Source organism: Paraburkholderia sp., assembly GCF_049581445.1.
Classification (GTDB): domain Bacteria; phylum Pseudomonadota; class Gammaproteobacteria; order Burkholderiales; family Burkholderiaceae; genus Paraburkholderia.
In genome coordinates this window covers 19,074-34,727 of record NZ_JBAURZ010000323.1, presented here as the reverse complement: position 1 = coordinate 34,727, position 15,654 = coordinate 19,074, and the positions used below count along the sequence as shown (strand labels likewise).

Annotated in this window: 13 protein-coding genes; 5 read left to right on the top strand and 8 right to left on the bottom strand. The window is 61.4% G+C overall.

The features are described from left to right. Positions 1-247: 247 nt before the first annotated feature. Positions 248-436 carry a hypothetical protein gene (locus WCA85_RS27125; RefSeq protein ID WP_424067952.1) on the top strand — a complete coding sequence of 63 codons (189 nt, stop codon included), beginning with the start codon at positions 248-250 and terminating at the stop codon, positions 434-436. 71 nt (positions 437-507) lie between these two features. On the opposite strand, the gene motB is transcribed toward WCA85_RS27125, so the two are convergent. The 4 genes from motB to ahpC form a co-directional block, all read right to left on the bottom strand. After that, positions 508-1,476, bottom strand: coding sequence for a flagellar motor protein MotB (gene motB, locus WCA85_RS27120; protein ID WP_424067951.1), 969 nt, complete (start codon positions 1,474-1,476; stop codon positions 508-510). 88 nt (positions 1,477-1,564) lie between these two features. Continuing rightward, a complete protein-coding gene (gene motA, locus WCA85_RS27115; RefSeq protein WP_424067950.1) occupies positions 1,565-2,434 on the bottom strand; it encodes a flagellar motor stator protein MotA in 870 nt (289 codons plus the stop codon). Positions 2,435-2,922: 488 nt separating this feature from the next. Continuing rightward, on the bottom strand, positions 2,923-4,518 hold the full coding sequence (ahpF, locus tag WCA85_RS27110) for an alkyl hydroperoxide reductase subunit F (protein WP_424067949.1): 1,596 nt from the start codon (positions 4,516-4,518) through the stop codon (positions 2,923-2,925). Positions 4,519-4,680: 162 nt separating this feature from the next. Beyond that, on the bottom strand, positions 4,681-5,244 hold the full coding sequence (ahpC, locus tag WCA85_RS27105; RefSeq protein WP_424067948.1) for an alkyl hydroperoxide reductase subunit C: 564 nt from the start codon (positions 5,242-5,244) through the stop codon (positions 4,681-4,683). A gap of 416 nt (positions 5,245-5,660) precedes the next feature. Here ahpC and WCA85_RS27100 point away from each other — a divergent pair, with 416 nt between their 5' ends. Next, positions 5,661-7,085 (top strand): MFS transporter, encoded by a 1,425-nt coding sequence (locus WCA85_RS27100; protein ID WP_424067947.1) that lies wholly within the window; start codon positions 5,661-5,663, stop codon positions 7,083-7,085. 7 nt (positions 7,086-7,092) lie between these two features. Here WCA85_RS27100 and WCA85_RS27095 read toward each other — a convergent pair whose 3' ends face one another. Beyond that, on the bottom strand, positions 7,093-7,959 hold the full coding sequence (locus tag WCA85_RS27095; RefSeq protein WP_424067946.1) for a 2OG-Fe(II) oxygenase: 867 nt from the start codon (positions 7,957-7,959) through the stop codon (positions 7,093-7,095). 350 nt (positions 7,960-8,309) lie between these two features. Between WCA85_RS27095 and WCA85_RS27090 the strand changes: the two genes are divergently transcribed. Together WCA85_RS27090 and leuA are read left to right on the top strand one after the other, a co-directional pair. Then, positions 8,310-8,942, top strand: a complete 633-nt coding sequence (locus WCA85_RS27090; protein ID WP_424067945.1) for a cation diffusion facilitator family transporter — start codon at positions 8,310-8,312, stop codon at positions 8,940-8,942. 387 nt (positions 8,943-9,329) lie between these two features. Then, positions 9,330-11,069, top strand: coding sequence for a 2-isopropylmalate synthase (leuA, locus tag WCA85_RS27085; RefSeq protein WP_424067944.1), 1,740 nt, complete (start codon positions 9,330-9,332; stop codon positions 11,067-11,069). Between the two features lie 152 nt (positions 11,070-11,221). Here leuA and WCA85_RS27080 read toward each other — a convergent pair whose 3' ends face one another. From WCA85_RS27080 to WCA85_RS27070, 3 genes are all read right to left on the bottom strand, one after another. After that, a complete protein-coding gene (locus WCA85_RS27080; RefSeq protein ID WP_424067943.1) occupies positions 11,222-12,142 on the bottom strand; it encodes a 2OG-Fe(II) oxygenase in 921 nt (306 codons plus the stop codon). 195 nt (positions 12,143-12,337) lie between these two features. Beyond that, positions 12,338-12,811, bottom strand: coding sequence for a nuclear transport factor 2 family protein (locus tag WCA85_RS27075; RefSeq protein ID WP_424067942.1), 474 nt, complete (start codon positions 12,809-12,811; stop codon positions 12,338-12,340). Positions 12,812-13,002: 191 nt separating this feature from the next. After that, positions 13,003-14,622 carry an MFS transporter gene (locus tag WCA85_RS27070; RefSeq protein ID WP_424067941.1) on the bottom strand — a complete coding sequence of 540 codons (1,620 nt, stop codon included), beginning with the start codon at positions 14,620-14,622 and terminating at the stop codon, positions 13,003-13,005. A 100-nt stretch (positions 14,623-14,722) separates the two neighbouring features. On the opposite strand from WCA85_RS27070, the gene WCA85_RS27065 reads away from it, so the two are divergent. Next, positions 14,723-15,598 carry a LysR family transcriptional regulator gene (locus WCA85_RS27065; RefSeq protein WP_424067940.1) on the top strand — a complete coding sequence of 292 codons (876 nt, stop codon included), beginning with the start codon at positions 14,723-14,725 and terminating at the stop codon, positions 15,596-15,598. The last annotated feature ends 56 nt before the right edge of the window (positions 15,599-15,654 follow it).

Below are 15,654 nucleotides of genomic sequence, written 5' to 3'. Positions count from 1 at the left end.
CGCACATGGCGCGGCTCACACCCGGCGTCACACGTCCCCACGCGCGCGCGTCCAAGAAGCGAATTGCATCCGTTATCGCCTGTTGTTCGGACCATGGCGCCGAAAATTCGTCGACTACATTTAACCGTGGCCGGATGAGCGCCACACCCGACAGGTAGCCCCTCGGCGCACGATGGTACGCCGCCATGGCCTGCCTTGATCTATTCAAGAACGCAGTGTGGCACGCCGCTTCACCAGGGGGACAGCCATGGATATCGTTAAACTTGCCCGCACCTCGGGTCTGCAAATTCTGCTCGACGCGCGTATTGGGCGCGAGACGTATCACAGCGTGAGTGGCTCGCTGTCGTCGCTGCAGCGCTTTGCCGACGCGGTCTGTGCGGCCGTTGAGGACGAGCGCGTCGCTAGTCTTGATCCAATGGAGCACAACGAGGCTTAGTCATCCAGGGAGCGCACCTCGCCGGACATGGCCAGGCGGTGCGCTATCCGCTACGGCTTCCAGCCTTCTATCTAATGCCCGGCGCTCAACGCGACGGGCAAGATGCCGCTAGCGGCAGTGGATTCGTCGACCGTCCTGCGTCCACCATCGCGGAAGAACGCCTGCACGGCCGCGTTGTTCAGTACCACTATGCTGATGCGCCGGTTGGTTGGTTCGTCAGCGACGTCCTTATCGAGCGGCAACACGTCGGCGAGACCACGGACCTGCAGTAACTTTTCTTCTTTCAAGCCACCTGCGACGAGAGCACGCCTCGCGGCATTGGCGCGGTCACTGGACAATTCCCAGTTCGAATACCCCACGGTACCTCCCGAGTAAGGCACGGCGTCCGTATGGCCCGCAATCGAAACACGATTGTCGACATCGTTGAGTGCCGCACCGATTTGCGCGAGGATGGTTGCCGCATAGTCCTCCAGCCTGGCGCTGCCCGATGCAAACATCGGACGCTTCAGCGAATCGACTATCTCGATGCGCAGTCCTTCGTCGGTGATCGCGATACGGATCTGTTCCTTGTAAGCGCGCAATAACGGGCTCTGTTCGATCAATGCGCCGATCTTCGCCTTGAGTTGCGCCAGACGTTGTGCGTCTGGCTGGCCTGGCATCGGGTTGGCCGCCATGGCTTGTGTCGGCCGGGCAGGTTGAGGCTGGCTCCTGTGGCCCACGCCCGGGTGCGTATCCGCGATGTCGCGCCCACCGCCCTGCACCACGCTCGGGCGCGCCGCGCCTGCACCCTCTTTGCCGCCCAGCAACGTCGATAACGGCGTGTTGAAATAATCTTCGATACCCTGCTTGTCGTACTGCGAGGTTGAACCGAGCAGCCACATCAAGAGGAAAAACGCCATCATCGCCGTGACGAAGTCGGCATAAGCGATCTTCCAGGCTCCGCCGTGATGGGCATCGTGCGCCGGGCTCTTCCTCCCGCGACGTACCACGACAGTGACAACTTCGCTCTGCTCGGCACTTTGCGAACGGTTCTCGGCCATGTTTCGATTCCCCTTGATGCCCCTTTACGCCCCTTTACGCCCGTTGACCCCGTTGACCCCGTTGACCCCGTTGACCCCGTTGACCCCGTTATGCTGCTTTGGGCAACTTGGTCGCGCGAACGGCTTCGTCCAGTTCCTTGAAGCTCGGTCGGTCGGCGGTGAAGAGCACCTTGCGGCCAAATTCGACGGAAACGGACGGGGCATAGCCGCTCATCGAGGCGAGCAGCACCGCTTTCACGCACTGAAACGGCTTGGCTGCCGCTCGCCCCTTCGCGTTCAACAGGTCGGCGAGCGGACCAATGAATCCATACGCGAGCAAAATGCCGAGAAAGGTACCGACCAGTGCGCCCGCGATCATTTCGCCGAGCACCGCCGGCGCGGCGCCGACTGAGCCCATGGTGTGAACTACACCCATCACCGCAGCGACGATGCCAAACGCCGGCAAACCGTCAGCCATCTTCTGGATCGCATTGGCGGCGACGGACGCCTCGGCGTGATGCGTATCGAGTTCCTCGTCCATCAGATCCTGCATTTCGAGCGCGTTCACATTACCGCCCGACATCATGCGGAGATAATCGACGATAAAGTCGAGCAGATGATGATCCTGCAGCACGTGCGAATACTTCTGAAACAGCACGCTTTCCTCGGGCGCGTCGACGTCGGCTTCGAGCGACATCATCCCTTCCTTGCGCGCTTTCTGCAGCAGTTCGTAGAGCAGCGCGATCAGTTCAACGTACTTTTCCTTCGTGTAGCCACCGCCCTTGAAGCAGGTCGGAAGGCTCTTCAGTGTTTTTTTAAGCGTGGTTACCGGATTGCTGACCACGAACGCACCGATTGCCGCACCAAAAATGCACAGGAGTTCGAATGGCTGAACCAGCGCCGGAAGATGCCCGCCCACTCCAACAAAGCTTCCGATCACAGATCCCAATACCAGTACCCAACCAATTGCGACAAACATGTCATCTCCGATTCAAACGCGGATTCAAACGCTGATTTCCATTGCGGCTTTGCGTGCGAAAAAGCGAGTTGCGCCCTGCAAGTGCAACCAAATGTTCCAGCCAGTTAAGACTCTTTTGACGGCAGATTCTTTTATTTCTTAAGCACTTTTTTGCCGCACCGAGATTGGGCGTGGGTTTGTCGTCACTCAATTTATCAGTCTGATATTCAGGGGTTCGATGTAATCTGGCTGACTTGTGGTCTGGTCACGTGATACGCAAGTTCATAGCGGCCGTTCGCCAAACGTTTGCGAGCCAGCCGCCCCCTTTCAAGCCGCCCCGCGGAAGCAATGCTGCCGAACACGGTACGCGACAGGAAGCGGAATAGGCGACGCGAATTAAGTACGTGCGCAGAAAAGCACAAAGCCCGCTAAAAAGCGGGCTTTGTTTCAACGCCACAGCATCGGGACCGCTAGTATCGCGCCGTCACTTACGCTGCCGTATCAGGCAATCAACTCACAGCAAGCGCAGCCTCTTCCTCAGCTTCGACTTCATCATCGGCGCTACTGCGAATCAGATGATCGAACGCGCTGAGCGACGCCTTCGCGCCCTCACCTACCGCGATAACGATCTGCTTGAACGGCACCGTCGTCACGTCACCCGCCGCAAACACGCCCGGCACCGACGTGGCACCGCGCGCATCGACAACGATCTCACCGTGCTTCGACAATTCGACCGTGCCTTTCAGCCACTCGGTATTCGGCACGAGGCCAATCTGCACGAATACACCTTCGAGTTCGACGTGTTGCGTCTCGCCCGAACGCAAATCTTTATACACGAGACCATTGACCTTCTTGCCGTCGCCGGTGATTTCAGTGGTCTGCGCCTGCGTCACGATCGCCACGTTGGCGAGACTGCGCAGCTTGCGTTGGAGCACCTCATCAGCACGCAATTGCGCGCCAAACTCCAGCAACGTGACCTGGCTCACGATGCCGGCCAGATCGATCGCCGCCTCGACGCCCGAGTTGCCGCCGCCAATCACCGCGACGCGTTTGCCCTTGAAGAGCGGTCCATCGCAGTGCGGGCAGTAGGCGACGCCATGATTGCGATACTCGCGTTCGCCCGGCACGTTGATTTCGCGCCAGCGTGCGCCCGTGGCCAGCACGATGGTCTTCGCCTTCAGCACCGCACCGTTCGCCAGATGCACTTCGTTGATGCGCCCTGGAATCAGTGCGTCGGCACGCTGCACGTCCATGATGTCGACTTCGTAGCTTTTGACGTGCTGTTCAAGCGCCGTCGCGAACTTCGGTCCTTCCGTTTCCTGAACAGACACGAAGTTTTCGATGGCGAGCGTGTCCAGTACTTGACCGCCAAAACGTTCAGCCACGACGCCGGTCTTGATGCCTTTGCGCGCCGAATAAATTGCGGCCGCCGCGGCAGCAGGTCCACCGCCGACGATCAGCATGTCAAAGACCGGCTTGTTCGCCAGTTGCTTGGCCGCACGTGCACCCGCGCCGGTATCGAGCCTGGCGAGGATTTCCTTCACGCCGCTGCGTCCCTGGCCGAATACTTCGCCGTTCAGGAACATCGTCGGCACGGCCATGATCTGGCGTGTTTCGACTTCGTTCTGGAACAGTGCGCCGTCAATCGCGACGTGGCGAATGCGCGGGTTGATCAAGGCCATCACGTTCAGCGCCTGCACGACTTCCGGGCAGTTCTGGCAGGTCAGCGAGAAATAGGTTTCAAACTGATAGTCACCGTCGAGTTCGCGGATCTGTTCGATCACGGCGTCGTCGAGCTTGATGGGGTGGCCGCCGACCTGCAGCAGCGCCAGCACCAGCGACGTGAATTCATGTCCCATCGGAATGCCGGCAAAGCGGATGCCGGTAGCTTTGCCGGGCTCGCCGATCGAAAACGACGGCTTGCGTTGCTCGTCGTCAAGGCGCTCGATCACGCTGACGCGTGTCGACAGCGTCGCGATGTCGTTGAGCAATGCAAGCAGTTCTTGCGATTTGGCGCTGTCGTCGAGCGAGGCGACGATCTCGATCGGCCGGGTCACCTTTTCCAGGTACGTTTTCAACTGAGTCTTGAGATTGGCGTCGAGCATGACTATTCGAATTCCGTGACGAGAGTGGGAGCTCCGGGCGCGACCGCAAAGCGTGGCGAGGAGACATGCGGGCCGCATGCATGACAGCGCATGAAGCGGCCCGCACGGAGACGCGCCTGCGAGAGGCGCGTGATACGGGAGAACTGAGCTAAGCGCGCAGGCTTAGATCTTGCCGATCAGGTCGAGCGACGGGGTCAGCGTTTCAGCGCCCGGCGTCCACTTGGCGGGGCAGACTTCACCCGGATGTGCCGCGATGTATTGCGCGGCCTGCACCTTGCGCAGCAACTCGCCTGCGTCGCGGCCAATGCCGTTGTCGTGCACTTCGCACAGCTTGATCTCGCCTTCCGGGTTGATCACGAAGGTGCCGCGCAGTGCCATGCCTTCTTCTTCGATCAGCACGTCGAAGTTGCGCGAGATAGCCAGTGTCGGATCGGCGATCATCGGATACTTGATCTTCTGGATCGTGTCCGATGTGTCGTGCCATGCCTTGTGGGTGAAATGCGTATCCGTCGACACGCTGTAGATCTCGACGCCGATTTTCTTGAATTCGGCATAACGATCGGCCAGGTCGCCCAGTTCGGTCGGGCAAACAAACGTGAAGTCAGCCGGGTAGAACACGACGACCGACCACTTGCCCTTAAGGGTTTCGTCAGTGACAGTCTGGAAGTCGCCGTTGTGATAAGCGGTTGCCTTGAAAGGTTTGATCTGGCTGTTGATGATCGGCATTTATTGCGTCCTCTTGGGTGCGTGGTTGAGAAAGTAGGGACATTATGTCTGTACTCGCTTAATAGACAAAATTGATTGTTTAAATTGCGATGATTGCAATTCGCTATGTGGTCGCGCCGGGCTTAGATTGCCGTCATTTGTTAAGCGGACGCCACAATGGCGCAAGGTATGAAAAAATTGCACTTCAGTGCTGTCGGGCTGATCGGGTTGCGTGGGGCTGCGGTTGTCTCCAGCCGTGCCACGCGACCCACCGTGAGACGCTGGTCGACGTTAAGCGAACGGCCACGCCATCAACGCAAAGACGAGACGATTTTGAACAGAAACAACAACGCCCTGACTCTGACCCCGTCCTCTCGCGGACGTTCGATCCCGACGCATAAGCGTGTCCGCACGGCGCTGGCTCTATGGGAGGCGCGATGAACCAGCCTGGCGGACGTCCCGGCTTCATTGGCTGGCTGCCGTATATCGTCGCGGCGACCTTTTTTATGGAGTACCTCGACACCACCGTAATCGCCACCGCCTTGCCGCAAATGGCGCGCACATTTGGCGTCGGTCCGAATAGCCTCAGTCTCGGCATGACGGCCTACATGCTGGCGTTGGCGATCTTTATCCCGGTCAGCGGGTGGGTAGCCGACCGCTGCGGCTCGCGTACCGTCTTTTTCATTGCGATTGGCGTGTTTACGGTGGCGTCGGTGCTGTGCGGCATGTCGCAAAACGTAAATGAGTTCACCGCGGCGCGCCTGTTGCAAGGCATTGGCGGCGCCATGATGGTGCCGGTCGGCCGCCTGATCGTCGTGCGCAGTACGGAAAAAAGCCGCCTGATGCAAGCGATCTCTACCATCACCTGGCCGGCGATTGCCGCGCCGGTGGTCGGGCCGCCCGTCGGTGGCTTCATCACCACTTACGCCAACTGGCGCTGGATTTTTCTGCTGAATGTGCCGTTTGGCATCGCCGTCATGGCGGCGGTCGTTGCGCTGGTGCCCAATCTGCGGGGCAGCGAGCGCCGGCCGCTGGATATCGTCGGCCTCGCGTTGAGCGGTGCCACCCTCACCGCGATCCTGTACGGTGCCGAACTGGCCAGCCAGCCGGGCGAAAATCCGTGGATCGCCGGCGCTATCGTTCTGGCCGGCCTCGTGCTCGGCTTCGTGGCGGTCCGGCACGCACAGCGCCATCCGCACCCGCTGATCGACGTATCGACGCTGAAAATCCCCACCTTTTCCGTGACCGTCGTGACAGGCTCTTTCACCCGCATCGGCATTGGCGCGGTGCCGTATCTGATGCCGCTGCTGTTCCAGATCGGCTTCGGTATGTCGGCATTCAAGTCGGGGCTGCTGCTCCTTGCCAGTGCGCTTGGCAACCTCGGCATGAAGGCGCTGACCACACGCATCCTGCAGCGCTTCGGCTTCCGACTGGTGTCGATCGTGGATGTCATCGTTGCCAGCATCGCGACAATTGCGTGCGGCCTGCTCACGCCGGAATCCCCGTTGGCGTGGATTCTGATCGTGGTGTTCGTGTACGGAGTCGCCCGTTCGATGCAATTCTCAACCCTCGCCACGCTCGCTTATGCCGACGTCTCGCAACCGCAGATGAGCGCCGCCAGCACGCTCTGGAGCGCCGCCGCACAAATGACAATCGGCCTTGGCATCGCCTTCGGTGCGGTCGCATTGCGCGGCGCGGCGGCGTTGAATGGCGAGCACACGGGGCATGTGTTCACGCTCGACGATTTCCGTATCGCCTTCCTGTGCGCCGGCCTGTTGACGCTGGCTTCGATGTGGGGGTACTGGCAACTGGCACACGACGCTGGCCAGAGCGTTGGCGGCGGTTCGCGCAAAGCTTCCTGAGGGACACTCAACCTGCTGCCCGCTCCCGCACCCACTTCGTCATGATCCACTTCTCGCCGACGAGCACCGGGGCGCCGCCGTGCAGGCTCAGCGGATCGAGTTGCCGGTAGCCGTTCATATAACGGAAGTACACCGCTCGGCCTTGCCTCGCCGCCACGGAAATTCCCGCTTCCGGGAAGTACGTTGCGCCGCCGTTGGGCACATCGTTCAGATACAGAACCATGGTCGCCACCCGATTGCCGCCACGCTCGGTATGCACAGCACTCCCTGCTTGCTGCGGAGGGAAATAATCGAAGTGCGGCGTATATTCCGCGCCGACCCGATAGTTCAGCACCTGGAAACCCTCACCGTTCTCGACCGGCCAGTTCATCAGGGCAGCAATGCGCTGCTCCAGATTTAAGATGAACGGATCCTCGCCACGCTGGAAGAACGCCCCTTCGCTGGTGCGGGACGGGAAGATGTCCTCTGCTCCACTCTCAGGATTGACCGTGGTGGACCGCTTCAGCTTCGGTTGTGCACGTTCGATTAATGCCGCGCATTCGTCCGCACTGAGCACATTGCCGAACACGATGACCTGCGGGCGATCGCAGCGCACCAGCACCTCGATATCGCGATCATGGGCGCGGATCACATTGCCTGCAGCGACGGGCACCGGATCGTAGCGATATTCGTCGTTGAGCGCTTCGAAACCGTGGGGATAGTGAGCTTGGGTGTAGTAACCGGCAGCCGCTTGCAGCGCTTGATGCACAGCCTCATCGGCGAAGGCCTGTTCAAAGCCCACCTGAACCATGGCATCGACCATGGCGACCGGGCTACAACCGCGCCTTGCATGGTCGGCAAGCCAGTCTTGCACAGCGGAGTTCACTTCAGGCATCGCTATTTCATCTCAGTCGGTTTGCTCGTGCCGCATGCAGGCGCAACTACCCCACGCGGGCGAGCCAAAATGGTATGCCTTCCGACCCGGCGAAACGTGCAGACGTTTCCCAACGTGGCTGCGTCGATTACGCCGGGAATTGCGCGAGTGCCATCGCGTTTTGCTCACGCCATTTCTTGCATTTACGTGGAAATCTGCAGCCCATCGCGATATGTAGCGCTCGTACGAGCTGAAGATGTTGTCACGGCGGCGCAATGTTCGATGGATAGCCTGCATGCATTACTCGAACTAGTCCCTGCCCGATGCCCTCGTCGCCCGACCGTCCTCGTCAGTCGCGCGGCAGCTGCTTTATGGCTGCCTATGTCAGCGCCGCGCTAAATACCGCGTTGATGGCATTGCAGATTGGCATTGGACTGTTTGCACATTCCGACGCTCTGGTCGCCGATGGCATCCATACGCTGAGCGATCTCGCCGCGGACGGTGTCGTGCTCGCCGTGCTCTATCTGGCAGCGGCCTCCGCAGCCGGCAGGCGTGGTCCCGCCGGTCCTGACGGCGGCGTCCACGGGACGCTGGCCAACCTGCTGATTGGGCTGCTGCTGATCGGCACCGCTACGGACATGCTGTGGCATTGCTTCCGGCCGAGCGCGATACCGGGCACCAGCGCCACGGTGCGCGCCAGTGCCCTCGCGGCAGCCTTGCTGACGATGGCGAGCAAGGAGGCCTTGTTTCGCTATATGCGGGCCGAGGCGCAACGGACCGATTCCGCCGTCCTCCACGCAAGTGCGTGGCACGCGAGGCTTGATGCGGTGTCGGCATTGGTCGCGGCGTTGGGCGTCGCCGGCGGTATGGCGGGGATCCCCGCGCTGGACAACGTCGCGGCGGCGGTGATTGGCCTGATGATCCTGCGGATGGGCTACAGCAATGCGCGATCGGCGCTGAAAACCCGCTCCGCGCGGCCGCTTGGCAATACGGCGGGGCCATAGCCCATAGCCCATAGCCGCCACCCACCGCAGTGCGAATGCAAGCCGGTCGCTACCTGGGCGCCATGGCCAGTCACCCTGCCGGATCACCCCGTCCATGCACCAGCACCGCGCGCCGTACACACAAGCTTCGCTTGACCGCGCCCCGCATTTGTGATCCTATTACGCCCATGTTTGCCGCACAGACCCTGCTATCCCTCCTACTACTAGCCCGCTCTACCGGGCTAGGTCTGCTGCTACGCGCTTCCTGCATCTAACGCATCTGAAGCGCAACTAATTCCCAAGCTTTGCTGACCTTGCCCCGGTTGCCCACCGGCGGCCGTGCTTCGTCTCGTTCCTCTTCCGCTCCACACTGTCCATTTACGTCTTTACCGAACCTGCGAGCCCGTCATGCTGAAAAATCCTGCTACCAAATACCGTCCGTTCACGCCCGTCAATTTGCCCGAGCGCAGTTGGCCCTCGCGCACCATCACGCGTGCGCCGATCTGGATGAGCACCGATCTGCGCGACGGCAACCAGGCACTGTTTGAACCGATGAACGCGCAGCGCAAGATGCGCATGTTCAAGACGCTGGTGCAGATCGGTTTCAAGGAAATTGAAGTCGCGTTTCCTTCTGCTTCCGAGACGGACTTCAATTTCGTGCGCGAGTTGATCGAAGGCGGCCATATTCCCGAGGACGTCACCATCGAAGTACTCACTCAGGCGCGTGACGATCTGATCGAACGCACCTTTGAATCGATCCGTGGTGTGCCGCGTGCGATTGTCCACCTGTACAACGCAACTGCGCCGGAATTCCGCAAGATCGTGTTTGGGCTCGAGCGCGACGGTGTCAAGCAACTGGCCGTGAATGCCGCGCGCACCATGAAGCGTCTCGTCGAGGCCACGCCCGAAACCGAATTCACGCTGCAATACAGCCCGGAGACCTTCACGGCTACCGAACTCGATTTCGCCAAGGAAGTGTGCGATGCCGTGTTCGACGTCTGGCAGCCGACGCCCGAACGCAAAGCGATCGTCAATCTGCCGGCCACGGTGGAAGTCGGCACGCCGAATTTCTACGCGGACCAGATTGAATGGATGCACCGCAACCTCGCGCGACGCGACTCGCTGGTGCTCTCGGTGCATCCGCACAACGATCGCGGCACGGCGGTTGCAGCCGCTGAACTCGCGGTAATGGCCGGCGCTGATCGTGTCGAAGGGTGTCTGTTCGGCAATGGCGAGCGCACCGGGAATGTCGACCTCGTGACGCTCGCGCTGAATCTGTACACACAAGGCGTCGATCCAGGCCTCGACTTTTCGCATGTCAACGAAGTCGCCCGTACTGCCGAGGAATGCACGCAATTGCCGATACATCCGCGTCACCCGTATGTCGGCGATCTGGTGTTCACCGCCTTCTCGGGTTCGCATCAGGACGCCATCAAGAAGGGTTTCGCCGTGCAGAAAGACGACGCGCTGTGGGAGATGCCGTACTTGCCGGTGGACCCGCGCGACCTGGGCCGCACCTACGACTCGATCATCCGTGTCAATAGCCAGTCAGGCAAAGGCGGCATCGCCTATCTGCTCGAACAGACTCATGGCGTGGTGTTGCCGCGTCGTCTGCAGGTCGATTTCAGTTCTGCCGTGCAGCAACTCACTGACGATAGCGGTCAGGAAGTCTCCGCACAGCAGATCTGGGAAGTGTTCCAGGATGAGTACGTCCGCAATGAAGAGCCCGTGCGCTATATCGGGCACGCACTCTCGGAGGATGGCGGGCGCGAGCGTATCCGTCTGACCGTGGATATCAAGGGGCAGCGCACGACGCTGTCGGGCGAAGGCAATGGTCCGCTGGATGCGTTGATGCATGCGTTGCGCACGCCGGTACGCATCCAGCACTACGAGGAACGCGCGCTGACCCAAGGCGCAGATGCCAAGGCGATTGCCATTGCAGAAATGGCCGGGGCGCAGGTGGTGGGCAGCGCATTTGGCGTGGGCATCGACGCGAATCTGATTACGGCGTCGATTCGTGCCGTAATCAGCGGGATCAACCGGGCTTATGGCCGTTCGGATTCACAAGCGCAAGCGCATTTTTTCGACGCTGTCTTGCGTGAAGCGGGTCAAGGCGGCGCCCGTGACGAGGCGCTGCAGGCTGGCTGATGAGCAGGCGCATGACGGCGGTGCAGCCGTCATGCTTTTTATTGAGCCCGGGCGCCTTGCCGGACGTGAAGGATCAAGAGAACGCGGCCGGCAAGGGGCGCGTGAAAGGTGTGCGGAGCCGCTGCCGCGCCAATTCCCTTGTCACGTGGACATCAGACATAAGCCCGCTCGCGCATCCACTTCGTCATGATCCACTTGTCGCCGCCTTTCACCGGTGCGCCGCCATGCAAGGTCAGTGGATCGAGTTGCCGCAGGCCGTTCAGATAGCGGAAATACACCGCACCGCCCTGCTTGCCGGCAACCGACATGCCCACCTCCGGAAAGATGGTCTCGCCACCGTCCGGGACATCGTTGAGGTAGACGATCAGCGTGGCCACACGTTGACCGCCGCGTGCGGTATGCACGACACTGCCCGGCTGATCCGGCGGAAAAAAATCGAAATGCGGGCGATATTCGCCAGTGGTGTTGTAGTGCAGGATCTGCAGCCCCTCGCCGTTTTCCACCGGCCAGTTCATCAGGCTTGCAATACGCTGGTCGAGACGCTCGATGAACGCATCTTCACCGCGCTGAAACCAGATCCCCTCGCTGGTTCGGTTGCGGATCACATCCTCTTGACCGGTATCGGGATTCACCGTCGTCGAGCGTTTCAAACGGTGACGTGAGCGCTCGATCATCTCGTTGCACTCGTCGGGACTCAACACGTCGCCAAACACAATGACCTGCGGACGCTCGCAACGCATCAGCACCTTGACGTCGCGATCGAACGCGCGAATCAGGTTGCCGCTCGCCACGGGCGATGAGTCGTACTGATACGCACCCGGCAAGCGTTTGATGAGGCTCGCCTGCGTACCTGCTCCTCCTGCTTGCGTGACATCAGAAGGTGCTGCCGCGCCGACCGCCGCCGCCACCACCGCGTTGCCGCTAGCGGCAGCCAGGGCCCGGTGCACAGCAGCACTCGCTGTGACCGAATCGAAACCCGCCCGCACCATCGAATCGACCATCGAGTCCGCCGCGCAGCCGCGGTTTGCATTGGTGGCCAGCCAATCGTCCCAGGCCGCATCCAAGACAGGCATCGGTGCTCGTCCTCCTGGTTCTAATGGTTCGAATGCTTCTGGTGGTTCCAAAGGTTCTGTGGCTAAGGCGGTACTGACCGTTTCGCCCATTCGGCTCACGGCCAGTTTTCGCATTCCCCGCTGACGAAATACTGCATCATCCAGGCAATCCCATGCAAGTCGCTCCAGGATGCAGCCTGAAAGCCATCGGCAGACTCATGGCCGCTTAGACCGATATGCGTCCAGGCCTTTCCTCGCTTGTGCGCGGATAGCGCGTTGCACAAGCGGCGTCCATCCCACCAACACGCCCTTGAACCCCAGCGCTTGACGCGACCAGCGCCACAGATCAAAGCCGTCGTGATGTTCGGCGATCAGGCCGTCACGAAACACGAACTGCGCCTGTATCCGGTTGACCACCGTGCGGCCCGTCTGGCTAAACAGGTAGCGCGCCACCCAGTGCGCGCTGCCGCTGCGCTCATTCGCTTCCACCTCGGAAAAAGTCAAGGAAAACTCCTGTGCGCGCTGCGTCAGCATGCGCCACATGTCACGCGCCTCGTCGCCGCGCAGTTCCCCGAAGACCGGGTCGCTGAAGCGCACGTCGGGGGTATAGCAGGCGCTCATGGCTTCGGCGTCGCGCCGCGCAAACGCCTCGTAGAAGCGTTGGATCAACGCGCTGTTCGGATGACTCATTATTGGTTGTATTCCCGTATTGAACGGCCTGGAGTCCGGACGTGCCGTCTTGAGACAGCCCAAGCGCAACAATATCGGAAATTAACGGCGCCCTGTCGATACTCGAAGCGCCACTCTAGAGAGCTGCACTTTGGTCTGCAGGGACATCATTGCTTGCGGACGTGGCGGCATCATCGGTCACTCGCGCCAGTTCACTCCACGGCGATGCCGCTTGCCAGCGAGGACGATGCGCGGGCCGCCAGCAGACGCACACTCACGGCAATCGCGATCGCGATCAAGCCAGCCAGATACAGCGCGGCGGAGAAACCGCTTGCGAAACTGATATGCGCCGCACTCCGCAGCGCTGCGCCCACAGCCGGCGACAGATTCGCCGTGGCGCCGGCCGCGTCGCCGGCTAGCACGCGCGACATGAATCCCGCGTCGAGTTCATGCCGGATGGCCGACGTCAACTCGGGCCGCGCATTGAACGCGCTTTGGGTACGCGCAGCCAGCACAGCGCCGAGTATGCCCACGGAGCTGACAATGGCGGTGAAGCGCGTAGTCGTGCTGATCCCCGACGCCATACCGGTGCGATTGGGCGGTACGCAGGCCATGATCGCCTTTTGGGTGTCGCCGTTCAGTACGCCCGCGCCAATCCCCGTGACGATCATGCCGAGCGCGACGAACCCATAGCGGGCATCGCCGGCGACTGGTGCTGCGCACAGCGCGGTCAACAGATTCCCCACACCGATCAGCAGCAACCCCGTGCTAAGCAGCGACAACGCCGACAGACGTCTGGATAGCGCGGAGCCGATGTACGGCCCCACCACCATCGCAAGCGCAAACGGCAGCATGCCGGTGCCCGCTTTCACCGCGCTCAACCCGAAGGCATTCTGCAAATAAAGCGGCAGAAAGGTCATCATCACCTGTGCGCACGCGGCGTAACCGAACATGGCGAGGACAGCGGCGACAAAGCGTGGCTGACGGAATAGCGTCAGGTCCACCATGGCGTGCTGCCGCAGGCGTTGCACCTGGATAAAGCCGGTGAACAGCAGCGCGCTGACACAGAACCGCACAACGGTCGCGAGGCTCGTCCAGCCAGCCGTGGGCGCCTCGATGAACGCCCAGATCAGGAGTGCGAGCGCCGTGCCGAACAACGCGCTGCCGGCCACATCGACCGGCCCGGCGTGCGGGTTGCGTGATTCGCCGATTGTCCGCAGTGCACATACGGCCAGCACTGCGCAGACCGGCAGGTTGAGCAGGAAGATCCAGCGCCAGCCGACCCACTGCGTGATCATGCCGCCCACGAGCGGCGCCACCGTCGTCGCCACGCCCATGCAGGTGCCCCACACGGCCCAGGCGCGCACACGCGCGGGCCCTTCTTGGAATGTATGCGCGATCACCGCTAGCGCCGAGGGCAACAGCAGGGCCGCGCCCACGCCCTTCACGGCACGCGCGATATTCAGCACCGCAACCGAAGGCGCGAGCCCGCACCCGAGCGACGCCAGAAAAAACACCGCCAGCCCCAGCAACAGCGTGCGCTTTCTGCCAAAACGATCGGCGAGCGCGCCGGCCGGCAGCAGGCAAGACGCGAACGCGACCATATAGGCGCTGACGACCCACTCGACATCGGCAAAACTCGCGTGAAACGAGCGTGCGATAGACGGCAGCGAGACCGCCACGACATTGGTATCGAGCACAATCAACGCGCAGGTCGCCGAAGCGGTGGCCAGTACGAAGGCGGGATTGTGTACCGCGCGCGGCGTGCCGTGAGGCTCACCCGCCGACTCCGGCACGGTTTGCGTGGACTGTTCGTGTGGAAGCTGGGACATCGGACACCCGACCAGGAGGAAATGGCTGCAAGGGTAACGTGACGCCTGTTTCCTGTCATTATCATAGAATGACAAGATAATTAATCCATTCGGCAATACTATGCGGCAACTCGAACTGCGCCATATCCGCTGCATTGTCTGCGTCGCGAAGCATCTTCACTTCGCGCGCGCGGCGGAGGAACTCGATCTCGCGCCCCCCTCGCTCACCAAGCTGATTCAGGAAGCGGAGCGACTGCTCGGGGTGCGTCTGTTCCATCGCACCAAGCGTTCAGTGGCGCTGAGCGCCGCCGGCGAGGCGTGGCTTGCCGAGGCGGTGCCCGCGCTCGAGCAGCTGTCCCGTGGCGCAGAACGCGCTGCCCTCGCCGAACGGGGCGAGCTAGGACGCGTCGAGGTTGGCTATATCGCGTCAGCGGCTTTTACGGGTGTGCTGCGCAAAGCGGCCGGCGGCTTTCGTGAGGCGTATCCGCGCGTTGATATCACCGTTCGCGAAGTGCCGATGGATCGCATCCCCGCCATGCTCGCCGACGGCCAACTGGATGCCGCCTACGTGCGCCCGCCCATGCAACTCCTGGATGGCATCGAAACCGCGACCGTGTACCGGGATGCTTTTGTAGTCGCACTGCCGGAAGATTCGGAACTCGCGGCGTTCCCGTCGCTCGCGCCCGCGCAACTGCGCGATCAGTGCTTTGTGTTACCGGAGCAGGAGGCCGGAACCCTCGAACTCGCGCGGCGCGGACGCTTCTTGCCCAAACTGGGTCCGCAGCCCGGCACGCTCGCGGCCGTGCTCTCGTGCGTGTCGTTAGGCGGCATGGTTGCGATCGTGCCGCACACGCTGGCGGAGTGCATGGCGCTGCCAGGCGTCGTGTACCGCGACATCAAAGGCAAGCCCATTCCTTCGGAAATCGCCCTTGCCTACCGGAAATACGAGCGCGCGCCGGCCGTGCGCGCCTTTCTCGATTTCGCGAAAAACCGCTGATTCCAAATAACTGCCTGATGGGGCGCATCTATCTCTGGTGGCGTCGTTCGTTATAT

Bases quoted from the DNA above. Each gene is read 5' to 3' on its own strand.
- WCA85_RS27125 (WP_424067952.1), top strand. From the start codon at position 248: ATGGATATCGTTAAACTTGCCCGCACCTCGGGTCTGCAAATTCTGCTC.
- motB (WP_424067951.1), bottom strand. From the start codon at position 1,476: ATGGCCGAGAACCGTTCGCAAAGTGCCGAGCAGAGCGAAGTTGTCACT.
- motA (WP_424067950.1), bottom strand. From the start codon at position 2,434: ATGTTTGTCGCAATTGGTTGGGTACTGGTATTGGGATCTGTGATCGGA.
- ahpF (WP_424067949.1), bottom strand. From the start codon at position 4,518: ATGCTCGACGCCAATCTCAAGACTCAGTTGAAAACGTACCTGGAAAAG.
- ahpC (WP_424067948.1), bottom strand. From the start codon at position 5,244: ATGCCGATCATCAACAGCCAGATCAAACCTTTCAAGGCAACCGCTTAT.
- WCA85_RS27100 (WP_424067947.1), top strand. From the start codon at position 5,661: ATGAACCAGCCTGGCGGACGTCCCGGCTTCATTGGCTGGCTGCCGTAT.
- WCA85_RS27095 (WP_424067946.1), bottom strand. From the start codon at position 7,959: ATGCCTGAAGTGAACTCCGCTGTGCAAGACTGGCTTGCCGACCATGCA.
- WCA85_RS27090 (WP_424067945.1), top strand. From the start codon at position 8,310: ATGGCTGCCTATGTCAGCGCCGCGCTAAATACCGCGTTGATGGCATTG.
- leuA (WP_424067944.1), top strand. From the start codon at position 9,330: ATGCTGAAAAATCCTGCTACCAAATACCGTCCGTTCACGCCCGTCAAT.
- WCA85_RS27080 (WP_424067943.1), bottom strand. From the start codon at position 12,142: ATGCCTGTCTTGGATGCGGCCTGGGACGATTGGCTGGCCACCAATGCA.
- WCA85_RS27075 (WP_424067942.1), bottom strand. From the start codon at position 12,811: ATGAGTCATCCGAACAGCGCGTTGATCCAACGCTTCTACGAGGCGTTT.
- WCA85_RS27070 (WP_424067941.1), bottom strand. From the start codon at position 14,622: ATGTCCCAGCTTCCACACGAACAGTCCACGCAAACCGTGCCGGAGTCG.
- WCA85_RS27065 (WP_424067940.1), top strand. From the start codon at position 14,723: ATGCGGCAACTCGAACTGCGCCATATCCGCTGCATTGTCTGCGTCGCG.